The following is a 23,156-nucleotide window of genomic DNA, read 5'->3' as shown; positions in this document are numbered from 1 at the left end:
ACTCTAGAAGAAACGGAAGCAGTATCTTGGCTGAACGACAAAGAGGTCTGGGCCGCGGCCTGTCCGCGTTGATGGGCGAGAACGCGGAGGCGCCGGTGGCCGCCGATGCCCCGACGCCCGCCGGTGTGCGGCGCGCGCCCATCGAGAGCCTGAAACCCAACCCGGACCAGCCGCGCAAGGTCTTCCGCCAGGAGGACTTGGAGGAGCTGACGGCCTCGATCCGCGACAAGGGCGTGCTTCAGCCGATCCTGGTGCGCACACAGCCGGGCGAGGCGGGCGTGTGGCAGATCATCGCCGGCGAGCGTCGCTGGCGCGCTTCACAGGCCGCGCGTCTGACCGAGGTGCCGATCGTGGTCCACGAGATGGACGACGTGGAGGTGTTCGAGGTCGCCATCGTCGAGAACGTTCAGCGCGCCGACCTTAACCCATTGGAGGAGGCCGAAGCTTACCGGGTGCTGATGGAGCGGTTCGGTCGCACCCAGGACGCGGTGGCGGGCGTGGTCGGCAAGAGCCGTAGCCATGTGGCCAATACCATGCGCCTGCTCCAGCTGCCGGAGCGGGTGTTGTTCTATGTGCGTGAGGGCAAGCTGTCGGCGGGCCATGCGCGGGCGCTGATCAACACGCCCGATCCCGGCCAACTGGCCGACATCGCCTTTGTCGATGGCCTGAGCGTGCGCGAGACCGAGGCCTTGGCAAGGCGCGCGGTCGAGGGGCCGAAAGCGCCCAAGGCGCGGTCAGGCGGCGGCAAGGCGAGCGGCGGCGGCGGATCGGCGGATGTGGTCGCCCTGCAGCAGGATCTGGCGGACGCCTTGGGGCTGAATGTCCAGCTGACCGACCGCGACGGCAGGGGCGAGCTGACCATCCGCTATGGCACGCTGGAACAGCTGGATGATCTGTGCCGGCGCCTGATGCGGGGTTGAGGCGCGGATGTGATAGGGTGGGCGGATGACCGATCAGAATATGCCCACGGCCGCCGAGAAGCTGAAACAGGCGCTCGCCGCCAAGAAATCCAAGACGAGGCATGGCTTCAACGCCCAGATCGGCGCCAAGGCCGAGGAAAAGTCCGTCGCCGCGCGCAATGTCGCTATGGCCAAGCCCGCCTTCCGTCGCGCGTCGAAGCGCGGTTAAAGCCCCAGTCGCCGAGCGCGGCTGGCGATTTCGAGCAGTAGGCGTTCGGCGATCAGCTGATCCGGCATCCCGGTCGTCTTGGTGGCGACGTCGGCGCTGTTGATGCTGTCCATCACCTCGTCCAGCGCCTCAAGACGCCAGGAGCGGGCCTGACGCAGCATTTCCGCCTCCTGTTTCCAGAAGACGCCGGCGGCCTTGGCTGCTTCCTTGGCGTTCGCGCCGTTGGCCTGCAAGATGTTGATTCGACGTAGCTTTCCTAGATGGATGGCTGCGAACCGCACGGCCATGACCGAGGATTCCCCCTCGGCGAAGGCGCGTCTCAGGCCCGACTGGGCCGGGGCGGGGCGGGCGCCGAAGGCCTGAAGGGCGGCGTCGGACAGCGAGGCGTCGGGTTCAACGCCCAGGTGCTGTTCCAAGGCGTCCATGTCCAAGGTGCGGCCCGATCCGGGTCCGATGAACAAGGCCAGACGCTCGATCTCCTGACGCATCAGGCCGCGCTCGCGGGGCAGGCGGGCGACAAACCGATCCAGGGCGTCGGAGGTCAGACCGACCTTGTCACCGGCCAGGGCCTCGCGCACCATTCGGGCCACGTCGCCGGTCTCGTCCTCGTAACAGACGATGCCGACCGCGCCGTCTTCCTTTTCCGCCGCTTTCCGCAGCGCCGATTCGCGGCCTAGCTGGTCGGCCTCGACCACCAGCATGGCGTCGGGATTGTAGCCGCCCTGGGCATGGATCTTCAGCGCGGCGGCGACCGCCTTGTCCACGCCGGGCTTCAGCGCCGACAGCCGGATGCGAACCAGCCGGCGCCCGCCCATCAGCGACATGGCCGTCAGGGCCTCTTCCAGCCGGGTCTCGTCGCTGTCGATGTCGCTGTCGGTCAGGACAGTGACATTGAAGGGGTCGTTCAGGTCGGTCGTGACCGTTCGACACAGCGTCTCCGCTCGCTCCGCGACGCCCGACCGGTCCTTGCCGTGGATGACCGCCGCGCGGATCGCCGGATCGGGCGCCTTCAGGAAGCGTTCGATCTCAGGGCGTTTGGCCAGGATCACGGGTTGGACAGGGCCTGCATGAGGTCCAGCCGGATCAGGCGAGCCAGTTCCGACGCCGCGCGCTCCTCGCCGTCCTGCTGGGCGGCGATGGCGGCATAGGGCTGGTCGGCGGCGGCGTAGGTCGTGGTGACCGTCTCCGTTCCGGTGACCGGCGCGCCGCCGGAGGCGGGCGTCAGGGTCCAGGTCGCCTTGACCGTCAGTTCGTAGCGGGTCGCGGTGTCGTCGATGCGTCGGCCCAGCGAGCGGCGGTTCTGTTCGACCTGGGTGGTCAGGCGATAAAGCGGCGTCGCCGCCCGATCCCACGCCAAGGCGTCCTCCAGCTGCTCGCGCAGCCGATAGCCCAGGCGGTCGTCCTGGGTGGTCACCACGATGCGGCGCAGCGACGACCCCACGGCCGCCTCGCCGTACAGGGGCGTGAAGCCGCAGGCCGAGAGGGTCAGCGACCCCGCGACCGAAGCCAGAACGGCTAGCCCCGCCGTGCCGCGCATCAGCCGGCCACCAGATTGACGATGCGGTCCTTGACCACCACGATCTTCTTCACGCTCAAACCCTCCAGCCGCGCCTGCACCGTCTCGTCGGCCAAGACCAGCGGCTCGACCTCGGCGGGCTCCATGCCGCGCGGCACGCGGATTTCCGCGCGACGCTTGCCGTTGATCTGGATGGGCAGGACCACCTCGTCGTCGGCCGCGAGCGCAGCGTCCCACACGGGCCACGGCGCGTCCAGAACCATCCCGTCCTCGCCCAAACGGGTCCAGCATTCCTCGGCCAGGTGTGGGGTGAAGGGCGCGATCAGACGGGCCAGCGCCGACAGAGCCTGGCGCCGAGCGTCGCCACCGGCCTGGGCGCTGTCGCGGATGGTGGCGACGAAGGCGTAGAGCTTGGCGATGGCCGAGTTGAAGCGGAAGCCCTCGACCCCTTCGGACACGGCCTTGATGGCCTTGTGCGTCTCGCGCAGCAGGTCGGCGTTGGCCTTGTCCTCGCCGGCGAAGGCGGGATCATAGGCGTCGAACAGCGACCAGGCGCGCTGGACGAAGCGGCTGGCGCCCTCCACCCCGCCGGGGGTCCATTGCACGTCGCGCTCGGGCGGGCTGTCGGACAGGACGAACAGGCGGCCGGCGTCCACGCCGTGGCTTTCCAGGATTTCGGCCGGGGCGACGACGTTCTTCTTGGACTTGGACATCTTTTCGATGTCGCCGATGACCAGGGTCTCGCCGGTCGACAGCTGGCGCGCGGCGCGCACGCCATTGTCGTTGGTCAGTTCGACGTCGGTCGGCTCGACCCAGGCGCCGTCGGGCCGGCGATAGGTCTCATGGACCACCATCCCTTGCGTGAACAGGCCGGCGAAGGGCTCCTTGACCGACAACATGCCGGCGTCCGACAGGGCGCGGGTCACGAAGCGGGCATAGAGCAGGTGCAGAACCGCGTGTTCGACCCCGCCGATATACTGATCCACCGCCAGCCAGCGGTCGGCGGCGGCCTTATCGATCGGCGCCGCGGCGGTCGGGTCGGTGAAACGGGCGAAATACCAGCTGGAATCGACGAAGGTGTCGAGCGTGTCGGTCTCGCGCGTCGCGTCCGAGCCGCATGACGGGCATTTGACGTGTTTCCACTCGGGGTGGCGATCCAGCGGATTGCCCGGCACGTCGAACGTCACGTCGTCGGGCAGTTCGACCGGCAGCTGGTCGGCCGGAACCTCCACCGGGCCGCAGGACGGGCAGTGGATGATCGGGATCGGACAACCCCAGTAGCGCTGGCGCGAGACGCCCCAGTCGCGCAGGCGATAGATGGTCTCGGCGCGGCCCTGGCCGGCAGCCTCCATCTTGGCGATGGCGGCGGCCTTGGCGGCCTCCACATCCATCCCGTCCAGGAAGCCGGAGTTGAAGATCCGGCCCGGTCCGACATAGGCCTCGGTTCCGATCTCGATGGCGTCCACATCGTCAGGCTTGACCACCGGCGTCACCGGCAGATCGTATTTGCGGGCGAAGTCCAGGTCACGCTGGTCATGGGCGGGGCAGCCGAAGATGGCGCCCGAGCCATAGGTGGACAGGACGAAGTTGGCCGACCAGACGGGCAGGGTCTTGTCCGGGGCGAACGGGTGGCGGACGCGGACGCCCAGATCGACGCCGAGCTTTTCGGCCTTTTCGATCTCGGCCTCGCTGGTCCCGGTCTGGGCGCAGGCCTTGATGAAGTCCGCCACATCCGGCCGATGCTCGGCGATGGCCTTGGTCAGCGGGTGGTCGGGCGCCAGGGCCAGGAAGCTGGCGCCGAACAGGGTGTCGGGGCGGGTGGTGTAGACCTCGATCGGATCGCGGGCGTGGTTCGGTTCACCCTCGGGCGAGGCGGGCAGGAAGTCCGGCGCCTCGGCGATGGTCCACCACAGGGTCGCGCCCCTTGACTTTCCGATCCAGTTTTCCTGCATCAACCGGACCTTCTCGGGCCAGCGGTCCAGGGTCTTCAAGCCCTCGATCAGGTCGTCGGCATAGTCGGTGATGCGCAGGAACCACTGGTTCAGCTTGCGTTTCTCGACCAAGGCGCCCGAGCGCCAGCCGCGGCCGTCGATGACCTGTTCATTGGCCAGGACGGTGTTGTCGACCGGGTCCCAGTTGACGACACCGTCCTTGCGATAGACCAGGCCGCGCCGATACAGCTCCAGGAACCAGGCCTGTTGCTTGCCATAGTATTCCGGGTCGCAGGTCGCGAACTCGCGCGACCAGTCCAGCGACAGGCCCAGCAGCTTCAGCTGCTCGCGCATGTTGGCGATATTGGAATAGGTCCAGCCCTTGGGATGGATGCCGCGCTCCATCGCCGCGTTCTCGGCCGGCATGCCGAAGGCGTCCCAGCCCATGGGGTGCAGGACATCGAAGCCCTGGGCCCGCTTGGACCGCGCCACCACGTCGCCCATCACATAGTTGCGGGCGTGGCCCATGTGGATATTCCCCGACGGATAGGGGAACATCTCCAGCACATAGTATTTCGGACGGCCGGTGTCCTTCGTGACGAAGGCGGACGCTTCGGCCCAGCGGGCCTGCTGGCGGGGTTCGGCGGTCTTGGGTTCGTAACGGGCCACGGTCGTCCTGAAAGTCGAAAAGGGCGCTGACGCCCTCCCGACTGAACTAGCCCGAAGGACGACAGCGCCCAAGAAGTAATGCGCCCCACGAACGCTCGGGCGCGGCGCGCTGAACTCGTCCGAAGGGCCGTAGCGCTAAAAAGAAACTAATGGGGACCTTCAGCCCGCATTAGACAGGTTCAGCTGGCGCGCCTTGGTCAGGATGGCGTTTTCCAGATCAGCCTCGGTCTGGGCGGCGACCGGGGCGGCGGTCCACTGGCCGTCGGCGCCCTTCACTTCCTTGGTCACCGTCACGTTCAGCGCATCGGCGCGCAGACGGGTGTCCAGGATGAAGACGGTCGCCTTGAAGCGCTCGTTCGGCGTCTGGGGGTTGATGTACCAATCGTAGTTGATAACGCCGCCCCAAGGGTCGGCGGTCAGCAGCGGCATGAAGCTGAGGGTGTCGAGCGAGGCGCGCCACAGATAGGCGTTCACCCCGATGCCCTGCTGAGCGTTCGTCTTGGGCGCGGACTTCTTGCCACCGACGAAGGGCACGCTCGAGCAGGCCGAAAGCGACGCGCCCAGGGCCACGCCAGACACCAGCACGACCGCGACGTTGCGAACCAGGGCCTTGTTGAGGCTCATCAAGAGAAGTCTCCGTAAACTCAGGGACGTGGGAGCCCTCGCTCGCACGGGCGCACGACGTGATGAAACGCCGACTGCACGGCTCTATAACACGGTGAAAAGGGGCGATGACAAGGCGAAGTCGCAGCCTACGACCTTCGGCGGCCCGCCCCTTTTGCGACAAAGCTGCGTCATTCGACCCGAACCGGCCCAAATCCCGTGACGCTTGAGCCACATAAGCCGACAACAATGATGGGGAACCTTGTTATCGAGCGGTCATTCCGTTGACCGGGTTGACGCCCGGTGTCTAATCGCCGCGTTCACGACCATATAAGGTCGGTCCGGGGATGAAACGTCGCCGTGTGGCGGGGTTCGAAGGGTTTGGTTATGCGTCTCAGTGGTTTCCTGGCTGTGATGATGGCGACGACGGCGGTTGTCGGGTCGACGTCGGCGCTCGCCCAGAGCGCGTCCGGCACGGTCTCGCTGTCGGAAGCCCAGGCCGCCCAACGCAATACGCCCGCGCCGCAGCGTCGCGGCCTTCGCCTGAACGACCGTGGCCGCTGGGGCCTGGACTTCAACCTGAACCAGCCCGTCGGCCGCGAAACCGACTGGGGCGACGTCGAGGCGGGCGCCTACTATCGTCTGAACGACCGCCTGCGCGTCGGGGCCGCCGCCGCCGTGGCCACGCCCGAGGCCGACCCGGCCCGTGCGCCCGAAACCAACAGCCGCGCCCAGCCGCGCGTGCGTCTGGAAACCATCTTCAAGTTCTGATCCGCGGCGGCGCGCCAAAGGCCGACCGGATCGCATCGACGCCCGCCAGGCCGCAGGCGCCGACGATCTGGCTGGCGTTGGTCACGTCGACGCCGCCCAGCGCATAGATCGGCAGGCCGGCCTGCGCCGCCCGCGCGCTGAAAGCCTCGGCGCCCAGGGCCGGCTTCGACGCCGACGCTCCGCCGGCCGGAAAGACGGGCGACAGGACCAAGGCGTCCAACCCTTCCGTCAGTGTGGCTCCACCATGCCAGGCGGCGGTCAGCAGCCAGTCGGGATGGGCCGCGCGCATCGCCGGCGCACGGTGCGCCGCCCGTTCGGGCAGATGCAGGCCGTCCGCCGACGCCGCCTCGGCCAAGTTGGCGTCCTGTCCGACCAGAAGCCGGACCGCGGCCCTGGTCGTCGCCTCGCGAAGTTTCAGGCCGGTCTCGAGTGCATCCGGCACCCCGAACGCGCGATAGACCACGGCCGAGCCGGCGGGCAGTCGGGCCGCCGTGTCCCACGGGCGTGGGGTGCGGTCGGGATCGGTGAAGAACAGCAGGGGGGGAAGGGCGGCGGCGCGCGGGCTGACAGCGGCGGCGGCGCGGTTTAGAGCGGTCGCGACATCCCAGAGCGTTCGCGCATCGTCGCTGTAACCGGCCGGCAGGATCATGACCCCTTCTTCCCCCGCTTCCGCCCCGCCGTCCATCGCCGAACGGGTCGCCGAGGTCCGGGCGCGGATCGAGGCCGCCTGCCGGGCAGCCGGGCGCGACCCCGCCGGCGTCGTCCTGACCGCCGTATCCAAGACGCAGACGGCCGAGGCCATCGACGCCATATTGGCGACCGGCCAGCGGGTCTTCGGCGAGAACCGCGTACAGGAGGCGCAAGGCCGCTGGACCGACCGGATCGCCGGTCCGCCGAACCTGGAGCTGCGGCTGATCGGGCCGCTGCAGACCAACAAGGCCGAGGACGCGGTCGCCCTGTTCGACGTGATCGAGACCCTGGATCGCGAGAAACTGGCTCGCGCCCTGGCCGAGGCGGCGGGCAAACGCGGCCGATCGCCGCGCGTCCTTATTCAAGTCAACACTGGCGCCGAGCCGCAGAAGGCCGGTGTTTCCCCTGAGGCAGCCGACACCCTGATCGCCTCGGCGCGGGCCGTCTATGGGCTGACCGTGGAGGGACTGATGTGCATTCCCCCGGCGGATCAGGACGCTGAGCCGCACTTCGCGATGCTGCGCGCCTTGGCTGAACGCAATGGCCTGTCGGTTCTTTCGATGGGTATGAGCGGCGACTACGAGGCCGCCATCCGCTGCGGCGCGACCCATGTGCGGGTCGGAACGGCGCTGTTCGGGGAACGAAATCGGCCCTAAAGGGGCTCTAGCCCGTAACCCGATGTGAATATTCGCACCCCCAAGCCTTGGCGCGGGGGCCAAGCCTCGCCATTGTCTGTCCCATGCCTACGCCCAAGACCATCCTGATCATCGACGACGACGACGACCTGCGCGAGGCCTTGGCCGAGCAGTTGAACCTGCACGAGGAGTTTCGCACCCAGCAGGCCGCGACCGCCACGGACGGGGTGCGGATGGGACGCGAGATTCGCGCCGACCTGATCCTGCTGGACGTCGACCTGCCCGACATGGACGGGCGCGAGGCCTGTCGCCTGTTGCGCAAGGACGGGATCTCGACCCCGGTGATCATGTTGACGGCCCAGTCGGCGGACGCGGACGCCATCCTGGGGCTGGACGCGGGCGCCAACGACTATGTGACCAAGCCCTTCCGTTTCGCCGTGCTGCTGGCGCGCATCCGCGCCCATCTGCGCAGCCACGAACAGTCCGAGGACGCGGTCTTCACCATCGGCCCGTACGAGTTCCGGCCCGCCGCCAAGGTGCTGATGGACGCCAAGGGCAAAAAGGTGCGGTTGACCGAAAAGGAAACCAACATCCTGAAATATCTCTATCGCGCCGGCGCCAAGCCGGTGTCGCGCGAAGAGTTGCTGACCGAGGTCTGGGGTTACAACGCCGGGGTTACGACCCACACGCTGGAAACCCACATCTATCGCCTGCGCCAGAAGATCGAGCCGGAGCCGGGCCATGCCCGCCTGCTGCTGACCGACGCGGGCGGATACCGGCTGCAGCCTTAAGGTTCAGTCGCTCGCCTTCGGGCGAATGGTGAACAGCGGCAGGAAGACGTGGACCAGTGGACCGATGGTCACGGCGTAGAGCACCGTGCCCAGTCCGACCGAGCCGCCCAGCAGCCAACCGACCGCGATGACGCTCAGTTCGATGGCGGTCCTCACCCATTTCACCGGCCAGCCGGTGCGCGCCACGATGCCGGTCATCAGGCCGTCGCGCGGACCAGGGCCGAGGCCCGCGCCGATATAGGCTCCGCTCGCCACCCCATTCAGAACGATGCCGGCGATCAACAGGCCAGCGCGCAGCCACAGGTTCAGGTCGGTCGGAATCCAGTCCAGTCCGACGTTGGCGACGGTTCCGATGACCAGCACATTGGCGATTGTGCCGACGCCGGGCTTTTGACGCAGCGGGATCCACAGCAGCAGAACGGCCAAACCGATCAGATTGACCACCAGGCCGAAACTGATCCCCGCCGGCCGCGCGAACCGCTCGAACACGCCCTGGTTCAACACGTCCCAAGGGTCCAGCCCCAGGTCGGCGCGCACGATTAGGGCGATGGACAGGCCATAGAGAATGAGGCCGGAGAACAGCTGGAAAAGGCGGCGGGTCATGACGAACCCAGTGGCCCGAACTGGCTTTTGAAAAAAGGGCCAGTTGTGACATTCTGGCGTGATGTCCGCTCGCGTCATCAGTCCCGTCTCCCTGACCCGCCACCTCGGCGCATGGCGCGCGCCGGGCGGCGGCGCAGCCTATCGCCAACTGGCTGGCGCGGTTCGGCTGCTCATCCTGGATGGGCGACTGCCGCTGGCGGCGCGTCTGCCGGGCGAACGCGAGCTGGCGCGGGCGCTGAGGCTGAGCCGGACGACGGTCTCGGCCGCCTATGGTCGATTGAGGGATGACGGCCTTCTGACAGGCGGCCAAGGTGAGGCGGCGCGCACCAGCCTGCCCAGCGGAGCGAGGCCGGGCCGTGCGCCGATCGAGGAGAGAGACGCCGGGACGGGCTTGATCGACCTGACCTCGGCGGTTCTGCCGGCCGACCCGAATGTTCATGCCGCCTATGTGCGGGCGCTGGAGCGATTGCCGGCGAACCTGCCCGGTCACGGCTACGAGACCACGGGGTTGGAGGTCTTGCGCGAGGCGGTGGCGGCTGGCTATCGGCGGCGCGGCCTTGCGACCTCGCCGGGCCAGATCCTGATCACTCATGGCGCCCACAATGGCCTGGTGCATATGCTGCGGCTGACGACGAGGCCCGGCGCGTCGGTGGTGTTCGATCATCCCACATATCCGCAGGCCATCGACGCCATACTGGCGGCCGGGGCCCGCCCCGTTCCGGTGGCGTTGCCGGACGGGGAGGGGGAGGCGGGCTGGGATGTCGAGGGCCTGGTCGAGGCCTGTCGCGGCAGCCATGCGGCGATGGCCTATCTGGTGCTGGACCACAATAATCCGACCGGGCGGATGATGCGGGCGGCGGATCGTGCCCGTCTGCTGGCGGGACTGAGGGGGACGGAGACCCTTCTGGTGCTGGACGAAACCCTTGTCGAGCTGACGCTGAGCGGCCCGCCCGCGCTCACCGCCTCGGCCGTCGACGCGCCCCGGGTGGTGCGGCTGGGCTCCCTGTCCAAGAGCGTGTGGGGCGGGCTGCGGATCGGTTGGATCCGGGCTGATCGCGCCGTGATCCAGCGGCTCGCCCAAAGCCGCGCCAGCTTCGACCTGGGGGCGCCGATCCTGGAACAACTGGCGGCGGTGGAGCTGCTGAACGACGCTGGCGCGGCCCTGGCCGTGCGCCGGCCGATGTTGCGCGCGAGACGGGATCACCTGCGGGCGCGGCTGGCGGAACATTTGCCGGACTGGGTCTGTCCGACACCTGCCGGGGGATTGTCCTTCTGGGCGCGTTTGCCTTCCCCAATCAGCACCGCCGTGACGATCCAGGCCGAGGCGGAGGGTCTGCGTCTCGCCGCCGGCCCGCGCTTTGGCGTCGACGGGGCTTTCGAACGCCGCCTGCGCCTGCCCTACACCTTGCCCGAGGTCGCGCTGGACGAGGCGGTAGCCCGCCTGGCGCGGGCGGCGAGGGCGGTGGACACGCGCGGCGGCTCCGCAAGGCGGACCAGGCCAGTCGCCGTGTTTTGACGATCAGAGGTCCAGATCGACGGTTACGGGGGCGTGGTCGCTGGGGCGTTCCCATTCGCGCACGTCGTCGTGGATGCGGGCTGTGTCTCTGACCACCGCAGACGTCAGGCCGGGCGAGGTCCAGATGTGGTCCAGGCGCAGGCCCCGATTGGACTTGCGGAAGTCGGCGGCGCGATAGCTCCACCAACTGGCCAGCTTCTGGGGCTCGGGGAAGCGGTCGCGCAGCACGTCCGCGAAACCACCCGTGGCCTGAAGCCGGTTCAGCGTCTCGACTTCGATCGGGGTGTGGCTGACGATCTTGGACATATAGCGGTGGTTCCACACGTCGCCTTCACCGGGCGCGATGTTGAAATCGCCGGCCATGACCAGCGGCCGCGCCTTGTCCTGACGCGCCACGATCTCGGTCAGCTGTTCGTAGAAGTCCATCTTGTGATCGAACTTGGGGTTCAGCGCCCGGTCGGGAACGTCGCCACCCGCCGGGATGTAGAAGTTCTGCACGTCGATCCCGGCGACGCGGGCCGAAACGCAGCGCGCGTGGCCCAGCTTGCAGACCTGGAAGGTGTCGCTGTCCTCAAGCGGCAGGCGGCTGGCGATGGCCACGCCGTGCCAGCCCTTCTGACCTGCTACGCGCAGATACGGCAGGCCCATCTCCTCGAAGGCGGCGCGGGGAAACTGGTCCGTCGTGCATTTGATCTCCTGCAGCATCAGGACGTCGGGCGCACGTTCGGCGACGAACCGGGCGACCTGGTCGATGCGCAGGCGGACGGAGTTGATATTCCAAGTGGCGAGGCGAAGGGTCATGCCTTCGTCTAGCAGGCGCGGAGCGTAAAAAAAGCCCGGCCACGACGGGCCGGGCTATGGGAGGTTCGTCTCTCTCGCCGCCGGGGAGGGGGATATCTTCCGTGGCGGTAGAACGGCCGCCGCCGTTCCTGTGCCGAAAGTGTCACTGTCGAGTATAAAAGTCAAATCGTCATAAAGTCCGCTTGCACGTGCCTATTATGAAACAGTCCGGCGGCGGATCAGTTTGGCGCCGCGGACGGCGTGGGCGCCGTGGCCCATTCGCCGCGCCAGTCGTAGCGCAAGGTGACGCAGTGGCGATAGGCGCCGTCCGACCAGCGGCCCACCGCCTGCATGGTCAGGGGGCGGGGCGCGCGAACCCGGCTCATGATCAGCCAGACCTCGTCGGCGCCGGGGCACAGGGCGCGCGACAGGCCGCGACCGTCGCCGTCCTGATCGACGGCGTAGATGTCGTTCTCCGATGCGCCTTGCGGCAGGGCGCGCCGCGCCGCCTCGGGGCCGCCGCGTGTAAAGCCGGCCGTGCCGCGCGCGGTGGTGGAGAATAGACGCTCGACCTGAACCGCCCCGAACAGACCGCGCCGCACCTCCAGCGTCACGCCCTTGGTCAGGGCCTGGGTGATGCGATCCGAGGCGTTGTAGGACAGAAAGCGGGTGTCCGCCTGGGCCGGCGACGTCGCCAGCACAAGGGCGGCGAGGACGACCGAAAGGCCGAGAAATCGGGGGTTCAGACGGCGCATGCTTCCCTCTTCCTCAGGTTTTGCGGCGATAAAGGGGCTTGGCGACGATCAGGCTTCGCCCAGGCAGCGTAGGGCGACCTCGAGATTGCGCAGGCCGTCCTCGCCCGTCACCGCCGCCGTCTCGCCGGTTGTGATGGCGCGGGCGAAGGCTTCCAACTCTTTCTTCAAAGGTTCTGCGGGCCAGCTATTCAGCATCCGCGTGGAATACGAGCCGTCGGGCTGCTGGCCGAAATATTCGGTGACCTGACGGGTGATCAGGTCGGCGACGATGAACTTGGTCTTGGTCGCGACCTGTAGGGTGCGGGTCTTGTAGGGGGTGACCCAGTTGGTGGTGATGTGGGCGATCACCCCATTGTCCAGGCGGAACTGCAGCAGGGCCGTGTCCTCGCGGTCGGCGCGGGTGCGGGCCAACTGTGGCTGGACCTCGGTGATCTCGGCGCCCGTCAGGTGGCGGATGATGTCGATGTCATGCACGGCCAGGTCGATGACAACCCCGACCTCGCCCATACGCGGTGGGAATGGCCCGACGCGGGTGATCTGGATGGAGATGATCTCGTCGTCGGCGAGGGCGCGTTTGACCGCCTCCACCGCCGGATTGAACCGCTCCACCTGACCGACCATCAGGACGCGATTGTTGGCCTTGGCCGCGTCGATCATGCGCTGGGCGTCGGCGACGTTGGCGGCGATGGGCTTTTCCACCAGGACGTGGACGCCCTTTTCCAGCAGGGCCACCCCGACCTCGGCATGGAAACGGTTGGGCGTGGCGACCACGGCGGCGTCCAGACCGGCCTCGACAAAGGCCTGCGCCGTCGTGACCGGCGATGCGCCATAGGCGGCGGCGACGCCTTCCGCCGTCACGGCGTCCGGGTCGAAGACGGTGGTCAGCTCGAACTCGCGCATTTCGGCGGCGACGCGCGCATGATTGCGGCCCATGACGCCGGCGCCGGCGACGCCGATCTTGAGGGGGGCGATGTTCGGCATGGACTCAACCCTTGAAGCTGGCGACGGCGGCGATGATCTGGTCCTGGGTCGCGGTGTCCAGATCGGCGTGCATCGGCAGGCTGATGACCACATCCTTAAGGCGCTCGGTCACCGGCAGGCCCTCGGGACCGCGCGGATAGTGTTCATAGGCGGGCTGAAGGTGCAGCGGGATCGGATAATAGACCGCCGTCGGCACGCCCTGTTCTTTCAGGTGCGCGGCCAGGGCGTCGCGGTTCGGATGTTCGATCGTATATTGCGCCCAGTTGGAGATGTTGCCGGTCGGGACGTCGGGAACCTTGGCGACGTGCGGGCGCAGGCCGTCGTTATAGCGGGCGGCGGCGGCGTTTCGCCATTCGATCTCCTGGCTGAAGACCTTCAGTTTTTCGATCAGGACGGCGGCCTGGATGGTGTCCAGACGGCTGTTCAGGCCGATCCGCATGTTCAGATATTTGGGATCGTGATCGAAGGTGCGGTCCTTCAGGTCCACCGCAACGGCCTTGCCGTGCACGCGGATGGAATCCATCAACTGGGCCAGTTCGTCGTCATTGGTCAGCACTGCGCCGCCGTCGCCGTAGCAGCCCAGGGGCTTGGCCGGGAAGAAGCTGGTGGTGGTGACATCGGCCCATTTCAGCGGATGCTCGCCATGGATGGTGCAGCCGAACCCTTGCGCCGAATCCGAGATCAGCTTCAGCCCGTGCTTGTCGCAGACGGCCTTGATGGCTGCATAGTCGGCGGGCTGACCGAACAGGTCCACGGCGATGACCACGCGCGGGGTCAGGCGGCCTTCCTTCAGGGTCGCCTCGATGGCGGCCTCCAGGTGACCGGCGTCCATGTTGTAGGTGTCGGCGTCCACGTCGATGAAGACCGGCTCGGCGTCGAACCACGGCACCACCTCGGCGGTGGCGGCGAAGGTGAAGCTGGGCACGAAGACCGCATCGCCGCGCCCCACGCCCCAGGCCATCAGCGGCAGGGCCAGGGCGTCCGTGCCGTTGGCGCAACCCAAGGCGTGCTTGGCCTGACCGAAGGCGGCCAGATCGGCCTCGAACTGACGGACCTGCGGACCCATGACCCAGGCGCCGCCGACGACGGCGTCCTGAACGGCGGCCTCGATCTTGCCGCCAAGGCGAAGGCGCTGGGCCTGAAGGTCGATGAAGGGGATCATGGGTCGCTCTCCACGCGGATGCGGCGGCGGTCCGCTGGCGCGGTCCGCGAATGTGGGCGTCCTCCTAGCAAGATCGGCCGCCTGCGCCAAACGGCGCAAGCTCACTTCGCGTTGCCCTTTGCAACGTCCACGCCCCTTGGCGCCCGACCGGTTGCGCCCTAAGCCAGCGCCATGATCAGGCTTGCCGTCGCCAAATCCAGGGTCTCGAACTGGCTGTTCAAGGACGCCCTGCCGCTCTGGGCGGATCGTGGCGTCAGCGCCGACGGGCGGTTCTTCGAGCAACTGGATTTCGACGCCCGTCCCGTGACGGGCCTGCGCCGACGCACCCGCGTTCAGGCGCGCCAGGTCTATGTCTTCTGCGAAGCGGCGGCTCTGGGCTGGGAGGCGGGGCGCGCCGTGGCTCAGACGGGATTGGACCGGATGATCGACCTGTGTCGGCGCGACGACGGCCTGTGGATCAGCGCCGCCGATGATGAGGGCGCGGTGGTTGACGCGACGGCTGATCTCTATGACCTGGCCTTCGTCCTGTTCGCCCTGGCGGCGGCGCACAGGGTGCTGGGCGACACGCGCGCCCGGCCCTTGGCGCTTGAGACCCTGGCGGCGATCCAGGCCTTGATGCGCGCGCCGCACGGGGGATGGCACGACGCCCTGCCGCCGCGCCTGCCTCGGCGCCAGAATCCGCACATGCATATGCTGGAGGCCATGCTGGCCTGGCAGGCGACAGCGCCAGACGCCGCGTTCGAGACGGCGGCGCGCGTGTCTCTGGCCCTGTGTCGCGATCATTTCGTGATCGACGGCGCGATCCGCGAGTATTTCACCCAGGCCTGGGCGCCCGACCCGCAGTTGGGCCATATCATAGAGCCGGGACACCTCGAGGAATGGGCCTGGCTTCTGCGTCAGGCGAAGGCGCTCGGTCTGGATGGGGGGACAGCGGCTGACGCCCTGCATCGCCGGGCCGTGAAGCAGGGCCGGACACCCTTAGGCCTCGTCCGCGAAATCGATCCGTCCGGCGGCGTGATCGACGGCGGGCGGCGTCTGTGGGCCCAGACCGAGGCGATCCGCACGGCGCTGGCGTTCGCTGAGCCTGACCTGGGCGAGCGGGTTGACGCCGTGTTCGACACCCATCTGGCGACCCGTATCCGGGGGCTCTGGACGGACAGCTATGATGCGGAGGGACGGTCGTCCGATCAGGCGGCCCCCGCTTCCAGCCTGTATCACCTGATGACGGCCTTTTCCGAACTGTTGAGACACAAGCCATGAGCGGCGTCCCTGCGGCCTTCCTCGACCGTGACGGGGTGCTGATCGAAGACTGCGGCTATCCGCACAAGCCGGAGCATCTGGCGCTGATCCCCGGTGCGGCCGCGGCTGTGCGACGCTTGAAGGAACTGGGCTATCTGACGGTGATCGTCACCAACCAGTCGGGCGTGGCGCGCGGCCTGTTCACCGAAGAGCAGATGCATGACTTCAACGGCCTGTTGACGCGGCGCCTGGCGCAGGATGGAGGCGTGATCGACGCCGTCTACGCCGCGCCCTATCACGCCGATGCGGTGGTTGAGCGCTATCGCCACCCGGACCACCCGGACAGGAAGCCCAATCCCGGGATGTTGCTGCGCGCGATCGCCGACCATGGGATCGATGCCGCCCGATCCCTGATGATCGGCGATCAGCCGACCGATGTTGAGGCGGCGCGGCGGGCGGGGGTTTCAGGCCATCTGTTCGAGGGCGGTGATCTGGACGTCTTTGTGCAAGGCTTGACCGCGGGCTGAGTGCAGCTGCCTTTCGCAATTCCTCGCACCGTGAATATATGGCCTGTGCGTGTTGCTGAAGGAGACGCCCGTGGCCTTTGTTGAACGTCGCTGGACATCGCCGGATGGGCTGAGCTTGTTTGCACGCGATTATGCTCCGGCTCCGGGCGTGGCCCGGCCACCGGTCATCGCCATCCACGGCCTGACCCGCAACAGCGCCGACTTCGAAGCCATAGCGCCCCTGCTGGCCCAGAGCGGGCGGCGGGTGCTGGCGGTCGATGTGCGCGGGCGCGGCCTGTCGGATCGCGCGCCAGATCCGATGACCTATACGCCCGATGTCTATGCCCAGGACGTGCTGGCCCTGATGGATCAGACGGGGATCGGTCGGGCGGTCTTCCTCGGCACCTCGATGGGCGGGCTGATCACCATGGCCCTGACGGCGGCCAGGCCCAAGGCCGTCGTCGCCGCCATCCTCAACGACATCGGCCCGGAGGTGGCGGCCGAAGGTCTGGCGCGGATCGCCGGCTACAGCGGTCAGCCGGTCGAGATCGAAACCTGGGCCGACGCCGCCGCCTACGCCAAACGGATCAACGGCGTGGCCTTCCCGCATTATTCGGACGCCGATTGGGATGGGTTCGCGCGGCGCATCTTCCGCCAGCATCCGAACGGCGAGATCGGTCTGGACTATGATCCCGACATCGCCGTGCCGATCAGAGCGGCGGGCGCCAAGGCGCTGGTTCCGAACCTGTGGCCCGACTTCCGCCGTCTGGCGAAGAAGAAGCCCACCCTTCTGGTGCGGGGCGGAAACTCCGATCTGCTCAGCGCCGAGATCGCGGACAGGATGAAAAAGGCCGCGCCGTCCATGGTCTATGTCGAGGTCCCCGGCGTCGGTCACGCGCCCATGCTGGACGAGCCCGAGGCCCGGGCGGCGATCTTCGCGTTTCTGTCTGAGGTTCAGTGAGAGGGACTTCGCCATCCTCATCATCCTCGGGTCAGGCCATAGGGCTGGATAAGGAGCGAGGACGGCCTTTAGCCGTCAGTCCTTCGTCGGATCGACGCGGGACTTGTCGCCATAGGTCAGGGCCAGGAAGACGTCCTCCAGGTCCGGGTCTTCGGTGGTGATGTCGGCGATGGTCACACCGGCGGCGCGCACGGCGTTGATGACCTGTTCGACCGACGACTGACCCTTCTTGTAGGCGACGGCGAAGGCGCCGCCCGGTCGGGGCGTGACTTCGAAGCCCGCCAGCGCCGGCGGCGTCGCCTGGGGCGTCTCGGGCGTCACCACGACATTGCGGCTGTCCAGGCGTCGCAGCAACTGCGGCGTCGGCTCGCAGGCCACCACCTCGCCCCGGTTGACGATGGCGATGGTGTCGCAAAGCTCCTGCGCCTCTTCGAGGTAGTGGGTGGTCAGGACGATGGTGACGCCCTCTTCGTTGATGCGACGGACGTAGGCCCACAGCTGGCGGCGCAGTTCGACATCCACGCCGGCCGTCGGCTCGTCCAGGATCAGGATGGGCGGATTATGCACCAGCGCCTTGGCCACCATCAGGCGGCGTTTCATGCCGCCGGACAGGGCGCGGACATAGGCGTTGGCCTTGTCCGACAGGCCCAGCGCCGCCAGCAGTTCGTCGGAGCGGCGCTCGTTTTTCGGCACGCCGTAGAAGCCCGCCTGCACCTCCAGCGATTCGCGCGGCGTGAAGAAGACGTCGGCGACGATCTCCTGCGGCACCACGCCCAGGGCGGCTGCGGCGTCGCGCGGCTCCTTGTCGATGTCGCGGCCCCAGATCTTCACCGCGCCTTCGGACTTCTTCACCACCCCGGCCAGGATGTTGATCAGGGTCGATTTCCCGGCGCCATTGGGTCCCAGCAGGCCGAAGACCGAGCCGCGCGGAATGACCAGATCGACGCCGCGCAGCGCCGTCTTGGGCGCGGCCTTCTTGGACCCGGCATAGGTCTTCTTGAGGCCCCGCACCTCGATGGCGTTGTTGGGCAGGGCGTAGGTCTCGGACATGGTCGGCTATTCACTCGGGCAGGACGGCGAGCGGCATAGGTAGGGGGCGGGGCCGCATTCGCCAACCTGTGTCTGGACCACTGCATGACAAGCGTACGCGACCGGATGTCAATGTCGCTTGACTTTGCCGTGTGCTGTGTCTAGCGTGCTTGTCATAAAGACAACCCCACTTGATGGAGACGACCATGACTGTTCCCGCAATTCAGACCCCGCCCAAGTGGACCCGCACTCGCCTGATCGGCTTTGTCGCCATGGGCGTTTGCGCCATCGGCTATGTGGGCGGGGGTCTGGCGCTCTGGGCTGGCAAGACCGATCAGATCGACATGACCCATGCGGCCATCGTCGGCGCGGCCCTCCTGCTGATCGGCGAGATCGGTCTGTGGGTCGGCGCCGCCTGCCTGGGGCTGACGCTGTTCAAGAAGCGCAAGGCGATGCTGAACCGCCTTCTGGGTCGGCGCGCGGCGGCGGCGTCCGAGGTTTGACCTTGGGGGCAGGTCCGCCTAGGAAGCGCGCAAGCCTGCCACATCGGACCGCACCATGCCCCCCCGCCATTCCGACGCCATCATCCCGCCGCCCGAAGAGATCGTGGTCTCGACCAAGCGCGTGGCCTGCGACGGCGGCGGCGGGGCCCTGGGGCATCCGCTGGTCTATATGGACATGGGCGAGGACGACTTCATCGAATGCGGCTATTGCGACCGCCGCTTCGTCCTGTCGGCCCATCCGCACGACGAGAACGAATACCTGAGCCCGGCGGCCCGCGCGGCCGAGGCGCACTAAGAGGTCGTAACCTCAGTTCAGTCGGATGTCGGGCGGTCCGGGTCTATAGGGATCGCCGAAACCCTGTTCGGATGGAGCCCCGCCCTTGCGTTATCTGCACACCATGGTCCGGGTGAAGGACATCGACGCCTCGCTGCGTTTCTACTGCGACCTTCTGGGCCTTCAGGAGGTGCGCCGCACCGAGAACGAGGCGGGCCGGTTCACCCTGATCTTCCTCGCGGCGCCCAAGAACCTGGCTCAGTCTTCGGCGGAACGCTGTCCCGAGGTCGAGCTGACCTTCAACTGGGATCCGCAAGACTATGAGGGCGGCCGCAACTTCGGCCATTTGGCCTATAAGGTCGACGACATCTACGCCGCCTGCCAGACGCTGATGGACGGCGGCGTGACGATCAACCGGCCGCCGCGCGACGGCAACATGGCCTTCGTCCGTTCGCCTGACGGCATCTCCATCGAATTGCTTCAGGAAGGCGAACCCCTGGCGCCGGCCGAGCCGTGGGCTTCGATGCCCAACACCGGGGTCTGGTGATGCGGTGGCGGCCGGTCGCGGCCCTGTCGGCCGCGGCGCTGGCCCTATCGGCCTGCGCCTCGACCACCGAGAGCAACACGGGCCGCACGGCGACCGAGCAGCTGCTGCTGGCGCGGGCGTCCGACCGGGCCATAGAGGGTCTGGTCCTGCCCCTGCCGTTGGGCGCTTCGGTGTTCGTGGACGACGCCTATTTCCAGGGCGAAGGCGCCCGTTATGCCGTCAGCGCCATGCGCGGCGCCATCTCCGACGCCGGCTTCAGCCTGGCCCGGAACAGGGACGAGGCCAACGCCGTGTTCGAGATCCGGGCCGGCGCCCTGTCGCTGGAACAGATGCGGCGCGTCTTCGGCATTCCCGAGATGCGCATCCCGATCAACGAGACCTTCAATGTCGTCTCCCTGCCTGAGCTGTCGGTCTATAGCCACCGCGACCGGGTGGGCGTGGCCGAGTTCTCGGGCTTTCTGTATGAGGCCAAGACCGGCGCTCCGCTGGGGGCGATTACGCCGATGATCGGCGCCTATCGCATCCGTAGCCACAAGGCCTTCATGATGGTGTCCTGGGGCCAGCAGCAGGCCCAGCCTGGGCAGCGCGACCCGGGATCGAGCTGGAAGGAATTCTAGCGGCTGACGCGGAGGCTCCAGCCGCCTATGTTCCGGCCATGACTGAAGCCGCCGCTCCCGAGATCGACCACGACCGCCCCCTGACGCAGGACGGCCCCGCGCTGCGGCTGTGGATGATCGACGCCTCGGCCTATATTTTCCGCGCCTATCACGCCCTGCCGCCGCTGACGCGAAAGTCCGACGGCCTGCCAGTCGGCGCGGTCCAGGGCTACTGCAACATGTTGTGGAAGCTGTTGAAGGATATGAAGGGGGCGGATGGCCCCACCCATCTGGTCGCCATCTTCGACCACTCGGAAAAGACCTTCCGCAACACCCTTTACGACCAGTACAAGGCCCACCGTCCGCCGCCGCCCGAGGATCTGGTGCCGCAGTTCCCGCTGGTGCGCGAGGCGACGGCGGCGTTCGGGGTGCACTGCGTCGAACTGCCCGGCTACGAGGCCGACGACCTGATCGCCACCTACGCCTGCAAGGCTCGCGACAGGGGCGGGGAGGCGGTGATCGTGTCGTCCGACAAGGACCTGATGCAACTAATCGGCGGCGGCGTCGTGATGTGGGACCCGATGAAGGATCGGCGTCTGGCCGAGCCGGAGGTGTTCGAGAAGTTCGGCGTCGGGCCCGAGAAGATGGTCGATCTTCAGGCCCTGATCGGCGACAGCGTGGATAATGTGCCGGGCGCGCCGGGCATCGGGCCGAAGACGGCGGCCCAATTGCTGGACGAATACGGCGACCTGGACACCCTGTTGGCGCGGGCGGGCGAAATCAAACAGCCCAAGCGTCGCCAGACCCTGATCGATTTCGCCGACCAGATCCGGCTGTCGCGCGACCTGGTGCGCCTGACCTGCGACGCGCCGGCGCCCGAAGCCATCGACGATTTCGCGGTGCGCGATCCCGATCCGGCGACCCTGTCGGCCTTCCTGGAGGCGATGGAATTCCGCTCCTTGCAGCGCCGGGTCGGCGACGGCAAGGCCGGCCCCAGCGACGTGTCGGCCTTTGCGCCGAAACGCGCGCCCACCCTGTCGGCGCCGGTGGCCACGCCGCGCTATGGCCAGGCGGTGGAAGGTCCGGCCGAGGTTCAGAGCTTCGATCACGCCGCCTACGAATGCGTCCAGACCGAGGCGGCGCTGGACCGCTGGATCGCGCGCGCGACCGAGGTCGGCGTCGTTGGTTTCGATACGGAGACCGACGCCCTGTCCGCGACCCACGCCGGCCTGTGCGGCGTGTCCCTGGCGGTCGGGCCGAACGAAGCCTGCTACATCCCCCTGACCCATGAGCATGAGCCGCAGGCGGGCGAGGGCGGTCTGTTCGGCGACGCGGCCGAGCCGCGCGAGCCGATCCATCAACTGGACAAGCCGACGACCCTGGCCAGGCTGAAGACCCTGCTGGAAGATCCGTCGGTCCTGAAGGTGTTGCAGAACGCCAAATACGACATCGCCGTCATGGCGCGCCGGGGCATCCGCGTCGCGCCCTATGACGACACCATGCTGATCTCCTATGTATTGGAGGGCGGTCTGCACGGTCACGGCATGGATGACCTGGCGCGGCTGCATCTCGGCCACGATCCCATTCCGTTCAAGTCGGTGGCCGGGACGGGCAAGAGCCAGAAGTCGTTCAAGCACGTCGCCCTGAGACCCGCGTCGGAATACGCCGCCGAGGACGCCGACGTGACGCTGCGCCTGTGGCGCATCCTGAAGCCGCGCCTTGCGCGCGAAGGCCTGTCCACCGTCTATGAGACGCTGGAGCGGGGAATGCCGACAGTGCTGGCCGACATGGAGACGGCGGGCGTCCGCATCGATCCCGAGCGACTGAAACGTCTGTCCAGCGAGTTCGGCCTGCGCATGGCAGAGTTGGAGGCCGAGGCCGAGCGGATCGCCGGCCGGCCTTTCAACATCGGCTCGCCGCGTCAGATCGGCGACATCCTGTTCGGCGAACTGAACCTGCCGGGCGGCAAGAAGACCGCCAGCGGCCAGTGGGGGACCGACGCCAGCGTGCTGGAAGATCTGGCGCTGAGCCACGACCTGCCGCGCACCATTCTGGACTGGCGCCAGCTGTCGAAGCTGAAAGGCACCTACACCGACGCCCTGATCGCCGCCGCCGACCCCAAGACCGATCGGGTCCACACCTCCTATCAACTGGCCGCCGCCTCGACTGGGCGTCTGGCCTCGTCGGACCCGAATCTTCAGAACATTCCGATCCGCACCGAGACGGGGCGCGAAATCCGCCAGGCCTTCATCGCCGCGCCCGGCCATGTGCTGATCAGCGCCGACTACAGCCAGATCGAGCTGCGTCTGTTGGCCCATATTGGCGACATCGCTGAGCTGCAACGCGCGTTCAAGGCCGGGTTGGACATCCATGCCGCGACCGCCAGCGAAATGTTCGGCGTGCCGGTCGAGGGTATGCCGTCAGAGACGCGCCGTCGCGCCAAGGCGATCAACTTCGGCATCGTCTATGGCATTTCGGCTTTCGGCCTGGCCAACCAGTTGGGCATCGATCAGGGCGAGGCCGGGGCCTATATCAAGACCTATTTCGAACGCTTCCCCGGCATCCGCGACTATATGGACCGCACCAAGGCCGAGGTGCGCCAGACCGGCTTCGTCTCGACCGTCTTCGGCCGTCGCATCCACATTCCCGCCATCCTGTCCAAGTCGGGGGCCGAGCGTCAGTTCGGCGAGCGCGCCGCCATCAACGCCCCGATCCAGGGCGCGGCCGCCGACATCATCCGCAGGGCCATGATCCGCATGCCGGGCGCCCTGGCCGAGGCCGGACTGAAGACGCGGATGCTGCTCCAGGTCCACGACGAACTGGTGTTCGAGGCGCCGGAGGCCGAGGCCGCGCGCGCCATCCCCGTGATCCGCCGCATCATGGAGAACGCCGCCGAACCCGCCGTCGCCCTGACCGTCCCCCTGGTCGTCGACGCCCGCGCCGCCGCCAACTGGGACGAAGCCCACTGAC

At 67.6% G+C, this 23,156-nt stretch carries 25 protein-coding genes; 14 read left to right on the top strand and 11 right to left on the bottom strand.

What is annotated here, in order from left to right; all coding sequences use genetic code 11:
• The first annotated feature begins 26 nt into the window (after positions 1-26).
• Both ACYX4P_RS02900 and ACYX4P_RS02895 read left to right on the top strand, forming a co-directional pair.
• On the top strand, positions 27-920 hold the full coding sequence (locus ACYX4P_RS02900; protein ID WP_248120700.1) for a ParB/RepB/Spo0J family partition protein: 894 nt from the start codon (positions 27-29) through the stop codon (positions 918-920).
• Positions 921-945: 25 nt separating this feature from the next.
• Positions 946-1,128, top strand: a complete 183-nt coding sequence (locus tag ACYX4P_RS02895) for a hypothetical protein (RefSeq protein WP_248120702.1) — start codon at positions 946-948, stop codon at positions 1,126-1,128.
• Here ACYX4P_RS02895 and holA read toward each other — a convergent pair.
• The 4 genes from holA to ACYX4P_RS02875 form a co-directional block, all read right to left on the bottom strand.
• Positions 1,125-2,177, bottom strand: a complete 1,053-nt coding sequence (gene holA, locus ACYX4P_RS02890) for a DNA polymerase III subunit delta (RefSeq protein ID WP_248120704.1) — start codon at positions 2,175-2,177, stop codon at positions 1,125-1,127. The two genes, ACYX4P_RS02895 and holA, sit on opposite strands and share 4 nt — an antisense overlap.
• On the bottom strand, positions 2,174-2,665 hold the full coding sequence (gene lptE / locus ACYX4P_RS02885) for an LPS assembly lipoprotein LptE (protein WP_248120706.1): 492 nt from the start codon (positions 2,663-2,665) through the stop codon (positions 2,174-2,176). The genes holA and lptE overlap by 4 nt, the downstream gene beginning before the upstream one ends.
• Positions 2,665-5,244, bottom strand: coding sequence for a leucine--tRNA ligase (gene leuS / locus ACYX4P_RS02880; RefSeq protein WP_248120708.1), 2,580 nt, complete (start codon positions 5,242-5,244; stop codon positions 2,665-2,667). Before leuS ends, lptE begins: the two co-directional genes overlap by 1 nt.
• A 159-nt stretch (positions 5,245-5,403) precedes the next feature.
• On the bottom strand, positions 5,404-5,868 hold the full coding sequence (locus tag ACYX4P_RS02875) for a DUF3576 domain-containing protein (protein WP_248120710.1): 465 nt from the start codon (positions 5,866-5,868) through the stop codon (positions 5,404-5,406).
• A gap of 366 nt (positions 5,869-6,234) precedes the next feature.
• Here ACYX4P_RS02875 and ACYX4P_RS02870 point away from each other — a divergent pair, with 366 nt between their 5' ends.
• Positions 6,235-6,618, top strand: coding sequence for an NtrZ family periplasmic regulatory protein (locus ACYX4P_RS02870; protein WP_248120712.1), 384 nt, complete (start codon positions 6,235-6,237; stop codon positions 6,616-6,618).
• On the opposite strand, the gene ACYX4P_RS02865 is transcribed toward ACYX4P_RS02870, so the two are convergent.
• A complete protein-coding gene (locus tag ACYX4P_RS02865; protein ID WP_248120714.1) occupies positions 6,608-7,267 on the bottom strand; it encodes a thiamine phosphate synthase in 660 nt (219 codons plus the stop codon). The genes ACYX4P_RS02870 and ACYX4P_RS02865 overlap by 11 nt on opposite strands.
• Here ACYX4P_RS02865 and ACYX4P_RS02860 point away from each other — a divergent pair.
• Entirely contained in the window at positions 7,266-7,964 is a 699-nt protein-coding gene (locus ACYX4P_RS02860; protein ID WP_248120716.1) for a YggS family pyridoxal phosphate-dependent enzyme, read from the top strand. The two genes, ACYX4P_RS02865 and ACYX4P_RS02860, sit on opposite strands and share 2 nt — an antisense overlap.
• Positions 7,965-8,047: 83 nt before the next feature.
• On the top strand, positions 8,048-8,734 hold the full coding sequence (locus ACYX4P_RS02855) for a response regulator transcription factor (protein WP_476070188.1): 687 nt from the start codon (positions 8,048-8,050) through the stop codon (positions 8,732-8,734).
• Between the two features lie 3 nt (positions 8,735-8,737).
• On the opposite strand, the gene yczE is transcribed toward ACYX4P_RS02855, so the two are convergent.
• Entirely contained in the window at positions 8,738-9,337 is a 600-nt protein-coding gene (yczE, locus tag ACYX4P_RS02850; RefSeq protein WP_248120718.1) for a membrane protein YczE, read from the bottom strand.
• 61 nt (positions 9,338-9,398) lie between these two features.
• Here yczE and yczR point away from each other — a divergent pair, with 61 nt between their 5' ends.
• The gene (yczR, locus tag ACYX4P_RS02845) at positions 9,399-10,853 is read left to right on the top strand and encodes a MocR-like transcription factor YczR (RefSeq protein ID WP_248120720.1); all 1,455 of its coding nucleotides are present in this window, start codon (positions 9,399-9,401) and stop codon (positions 10,851-10,853) included.
• A gap of 3 nt (positions 10,854-10,856) precedes the next feature.
• Here the strand turns inward: yczR and xth are convergent, their stop codons facing one another.
• From xth to ACYX4P_RS02825, 4 genes are all read right to left on the bottom strand, one after another.
• Complete coding sequence (xth, locus tag ACYX4P_RS02840) at positions 10,857-11,654, bottom strand: exodeoxyribonuclease III (protein WP_248120721.1); 798 nt, start codon at positions 11,652-11,654, stop codon at positions 10,857-10,859.
• 218 nt (positions 11,655-11,872) lie between these two features.
• On the bottom strand, positions 11,873-12,388 hold the full coding sequence (locus tag ACYX4P_RS02835) for a hypothetical protein (protein ID WP_248120723.1): 516 nt from the start codon (positions 12,386-12,388) through the stop codon (positions 11,873-11,875).
• A 48-nt stretch (positions 12,389-12,436) separates the two neighbouring features.
• Positions 12,437-13,369, bottom strand: a complete 933-nt coding sequence (locus ACYX4P_RS02830) for a Gfo/Idh/MocA family protein (protein ID WP_248120725.1) — start codon at positions 13,367-13,369, stop codon at positions 12,437-12,439.
• A 4-nt stretch (positions 13,370-13,373) separates the two neighbouring features.
• Positions 13,374-14,531 carry a DegT/DnrJ/EryC1/StrS family aminotransferase gene (locus tag ACYX4P_RS02825; RefSeq protein ID WP_248120726.1) on the bottom strand — a complete coding sequence of 386 codons (1,158 nt, stop codon included), beginning with the start codon at positions 14,529-14,531 and terminating at the stop codon, positions 13,374-13,376.
• A gap of 171 nt (positions 14,532-14,702) precedes the next feature.
• Between ACYX4P_RS02825 and ACYX4P_RS02820 the strand changes: the two genes are divergently transcribed.
• The 3 genes from ACYX4P_RS02820 to ACYX4P_RS02810 all read left to right on the top strand — a co-directional run bounded on the left by ACYX4P_RS02820 (position 14,703) and on the right by ACYX4P_RS02810 (position 17,237).
• Complete coding sequence (locus ACYX4P_RS02820; RefSeq protein ID WP_248120728.1) at positions 14,703-15,791, top strand: AGE family epimerase/isomerase; 1,089 nt, start codon at positions 14,703-14,705, stop codon at positions 15,789-15,791.
• Positions 15,788-16,297 carry a D-glycero-alpha-D-manno-heptose-1,7-bisphosphate 7-phosphatase gene (locus ACYX4P_RS02815; protein ID WP_248120730.1) on the top strand — a complete coding sequence of 170 codons (510 nt, stop codon included), beginning with the start codon at positions 15,788-15,790 and terminating at the stop codon, positions 16,295-16,297. Before ACYX4P_RS02820 ends, ACYX4P_RS02815 begins: the two co-directional genes overlap by 4 nt.
• A gap of 70 nt (positions 16,298-16,367) precedes the next feature.
• Positions 16,368-17,237, top strand: coding sequence for an alpha/beta fold hydrolase (locus ACYX4P_RS02810; RefSeq protein ID WP_292075099.1), 870 nt, complete (start codon positions 16,368-16,370; stop codon positions 17,235-17,237).
• 75 nt (positions 17,238-17,312) lie between these two features.
• On the opposite strand, the gene ACYX4P_RS02805 is transcribed toward ACYX4P_RS02810, so the two are convergent.
• On the bottom strand, positions 17,313-18,287 hold the full coding sequence (locus ACYX4P_RS02805; protein WP_248120732.1) for an ABC transporter ATP-binding protein: 975 nt from the start codon (positions 18,285-18,287) through the stop codon (positions 17,313-17,315).
• A gap of 185 nt (positions 18,288-18,472) precedes the next feature.
• On the opposite strand from ACYX4P_RS02805, the gene ACYX4P_RS02800 reads away from it, so the two are divergent.
• The 5 genes from ACYX4P_RS02800 (at position 18,473) to polA (ending at position 23,155) form a co-directional block, all read left to right on the top strand.
• Entirely contained in the window at positions 18,473-18,769 is a 297-nt protein-coding gene (locus ACYX4P_RS02800) for a hypothetical protein (protein WP_248120734.1), read from the top strand.
• A gap of 55 nt (positions 18,770-18,824) precedes the next feature.
• Complete coding sequence (locus tag ACYX4P_RS02795) at positions 18,825-19,064, top strand: zinc-finger domain-containing protein (RefSeq protein WP_248120736.1); 240 nt, start codon at positions 18,825-18,827, stop codon at positions 19,062-19,064.
• Between the two features lie 85 nt (positions 19,065-19,149).
• A complete protein-coding gene (locus ACYX4P_RS02790; protein ID WP_248120738.1) occupies positions 19,150-19,590 on the top strand; it encodes a VOC family protein in 441 nt (146 codons plus the stop codon).
• Positions 19,590-20,207 carry a DUF6655 family protein gene (locus tag ACYX4P_RS02785; RefSeq protein WP_248120740.1) on the top strand — a complete coding sequence of 206 codons (618 nt, stop codon included), beginning with the start codon at positions 19,590-19,592 and terminating at the stop codon, positions 20,205-20,207. Before ACYX4P_RS02790 ends, ACYX4P_RS02785 begins: the two co-directional genes overlap by 1 nt.
• 38 nt (positions 20,208-20,245) lie before the next feature.
• Positions 20,246-23,155, top strand: coding sequence for a DNA polymerase I (gene polA, locus ACYX4P_RS02780; RefSeq protein WP_248120742.1), 2,910 nt, complete (start codon positions 20,246-20,248; stop codon positions 23,153-23,155).
• The last annotated feature ends 1 nt before the right edge of the window (position 23,156 follow it).

The organism is Brevundimonas sp. ABV4_179 (assembly GCF_056311945.1).
Note: the sequence above shows the minus strand (reverse complement) of the source record. Positions and strands in the feature narration are given on the sequence as shown.

Bases quoted from the DNA above. Each gene is read 5' to 3' on its own strand.
- ACYX4P_RS02875 (WP_248120710.1), bottom strand. From the start codon at position 5,868: ATGAGCCTCAACAAGGCCCTGGTTCGCAACGTCGCGGTCGTGCTGGTG.
- ACYX4P_RS02785 (WP_248120740.1), top strand. From the start codon at position 19,590: ATGCGGTGGCGGCCGGTCGCGGCCCTGTCGGCCGCGGCGCTGGCCCTA.
- ACYX4P_RS02895 (WP_248120702.1), top strand. From the start codon at position 946: ATGACCGATCAGAATATGCCCACGGCCGCCGAGAAGCTGAAACAGGCG.
- ACYX4P_RS02870 (WP_248120712.1), top strand. From the start codon at position 6,235: ATGCGTCTCAGTGGTTTCCTGGCTGTGATGATGGCGACGACGGCGGTT.
- ACYX4P_RS02820 (WP_248120728.1), top strand. From the start codon at position 14,703: ATGATCAGGCTTGCCGTCGCCAAATCCAGGGTCTCGAACTGGCTGTTC.
- ACYX4P_RS02815 (WP_248120730.1), top strand. From the start codon at position 15,788: ATGAGCGGCGTCCCTGCGGCCTTCCTCGACCGTGACGGGGTGCTGATC.
- polA (WP_248120742.1), top strand. From the start codon at position 20,246: ATGACTGAAGCCGCCGCTCCCGAGATCGACCACGACCGCCCCCTGACG.
- lptE (WP_248120706.1), bottom strand. From the start codon at position 2,665: ATGCGCGGCACGGCGGGGCTAGCCGTTCTGGCTTCGGTCGCGGGGTCG.
- ACYX4P_RS02835 (WP_248120723.1), bottom strand. From the start codon at position 12,388: ATGCGCCGTCTGAACCCCCGATTTCTCGGCCTTTCGGTCGTCCTCGCC.
- yczE (WP_248120718.1), bottom strand. From the start codon at position 9,337: ATGACCCGCCGCCTTTTCCAGCTGTTCTCCGGCCTCATTCTCTATGGC.
- ACYX4P_RS02830 (WP_248120725.1), bottom strand. From the start codon at position 13,369: ATGCCGAACATCGCCCCCCTCAAGATCGGCGTCGCCGGCGCCGGCGTC.
- ACYX4P_RS02825 (WP_248120726.1), bottom strand. From the start codon at position 14,531: ATGATCCCCTTCATCGACCTTCAGGCCCAGCGCCTTCGCCTTGGCGGC.
- ACYX4P_RS02800 (WP_248120734.1), top strand. From the start codon at position 18,473: ATGACTGTTCCCGCAATTCAGACCCCGCCCAAGTGGACCCGCACTCGC.
- xth (WP_248120721.1), bottom strand. From the start codon at position 11,654: ATGACCCTTCGCCTCGCCACTTGGAATATCAACTCCGTCCGCCTGCGC.
- yczR (WP_248120720.1), top strand. From the start codon at position 9,399: ATGTCCGCTCGCGTCATCAGTCCCGTCTCCCTGACCCGCCACCTCGGC.
- ACYX4P_RS02865 (WP_248120714.1), bottom strand. From the start codon at position 7,267: ATGATCCTGCCGGCCGGTTACAGCGACGATGCGCGAACGCTCTGGGAT.
- ACYX4P_RS02860 (WP_248120716.1), top strand. From the start codon at position 7,266: ATGACCCCTTCTTCCCCCGCTTCCGCCCCGCCGTCCATCGCCGAACGG.
- ACYX4P_RS02805 (WP_248120732.1), bottom strand. From the start codon at position 18,287: ATGTCCGAGACCTACGCCCTGCCCAACAACGCCATCGAGGTGCGGGGC.
- ACYX4P_RS02795 (WP_248120736.1), top strand. From the start codon at position 18,825: ATGCCCCCCCGCCATTCCGACGCCATCATCCCGCCGCCCGAAGAGATC.
- ACYX4P_RS02855 (WP_476070188.1), top strand. From the start codon at position 8,048: ATGCCTACGCCCAAGACCATCCTGATCATCGACGACGACGACGACCTG.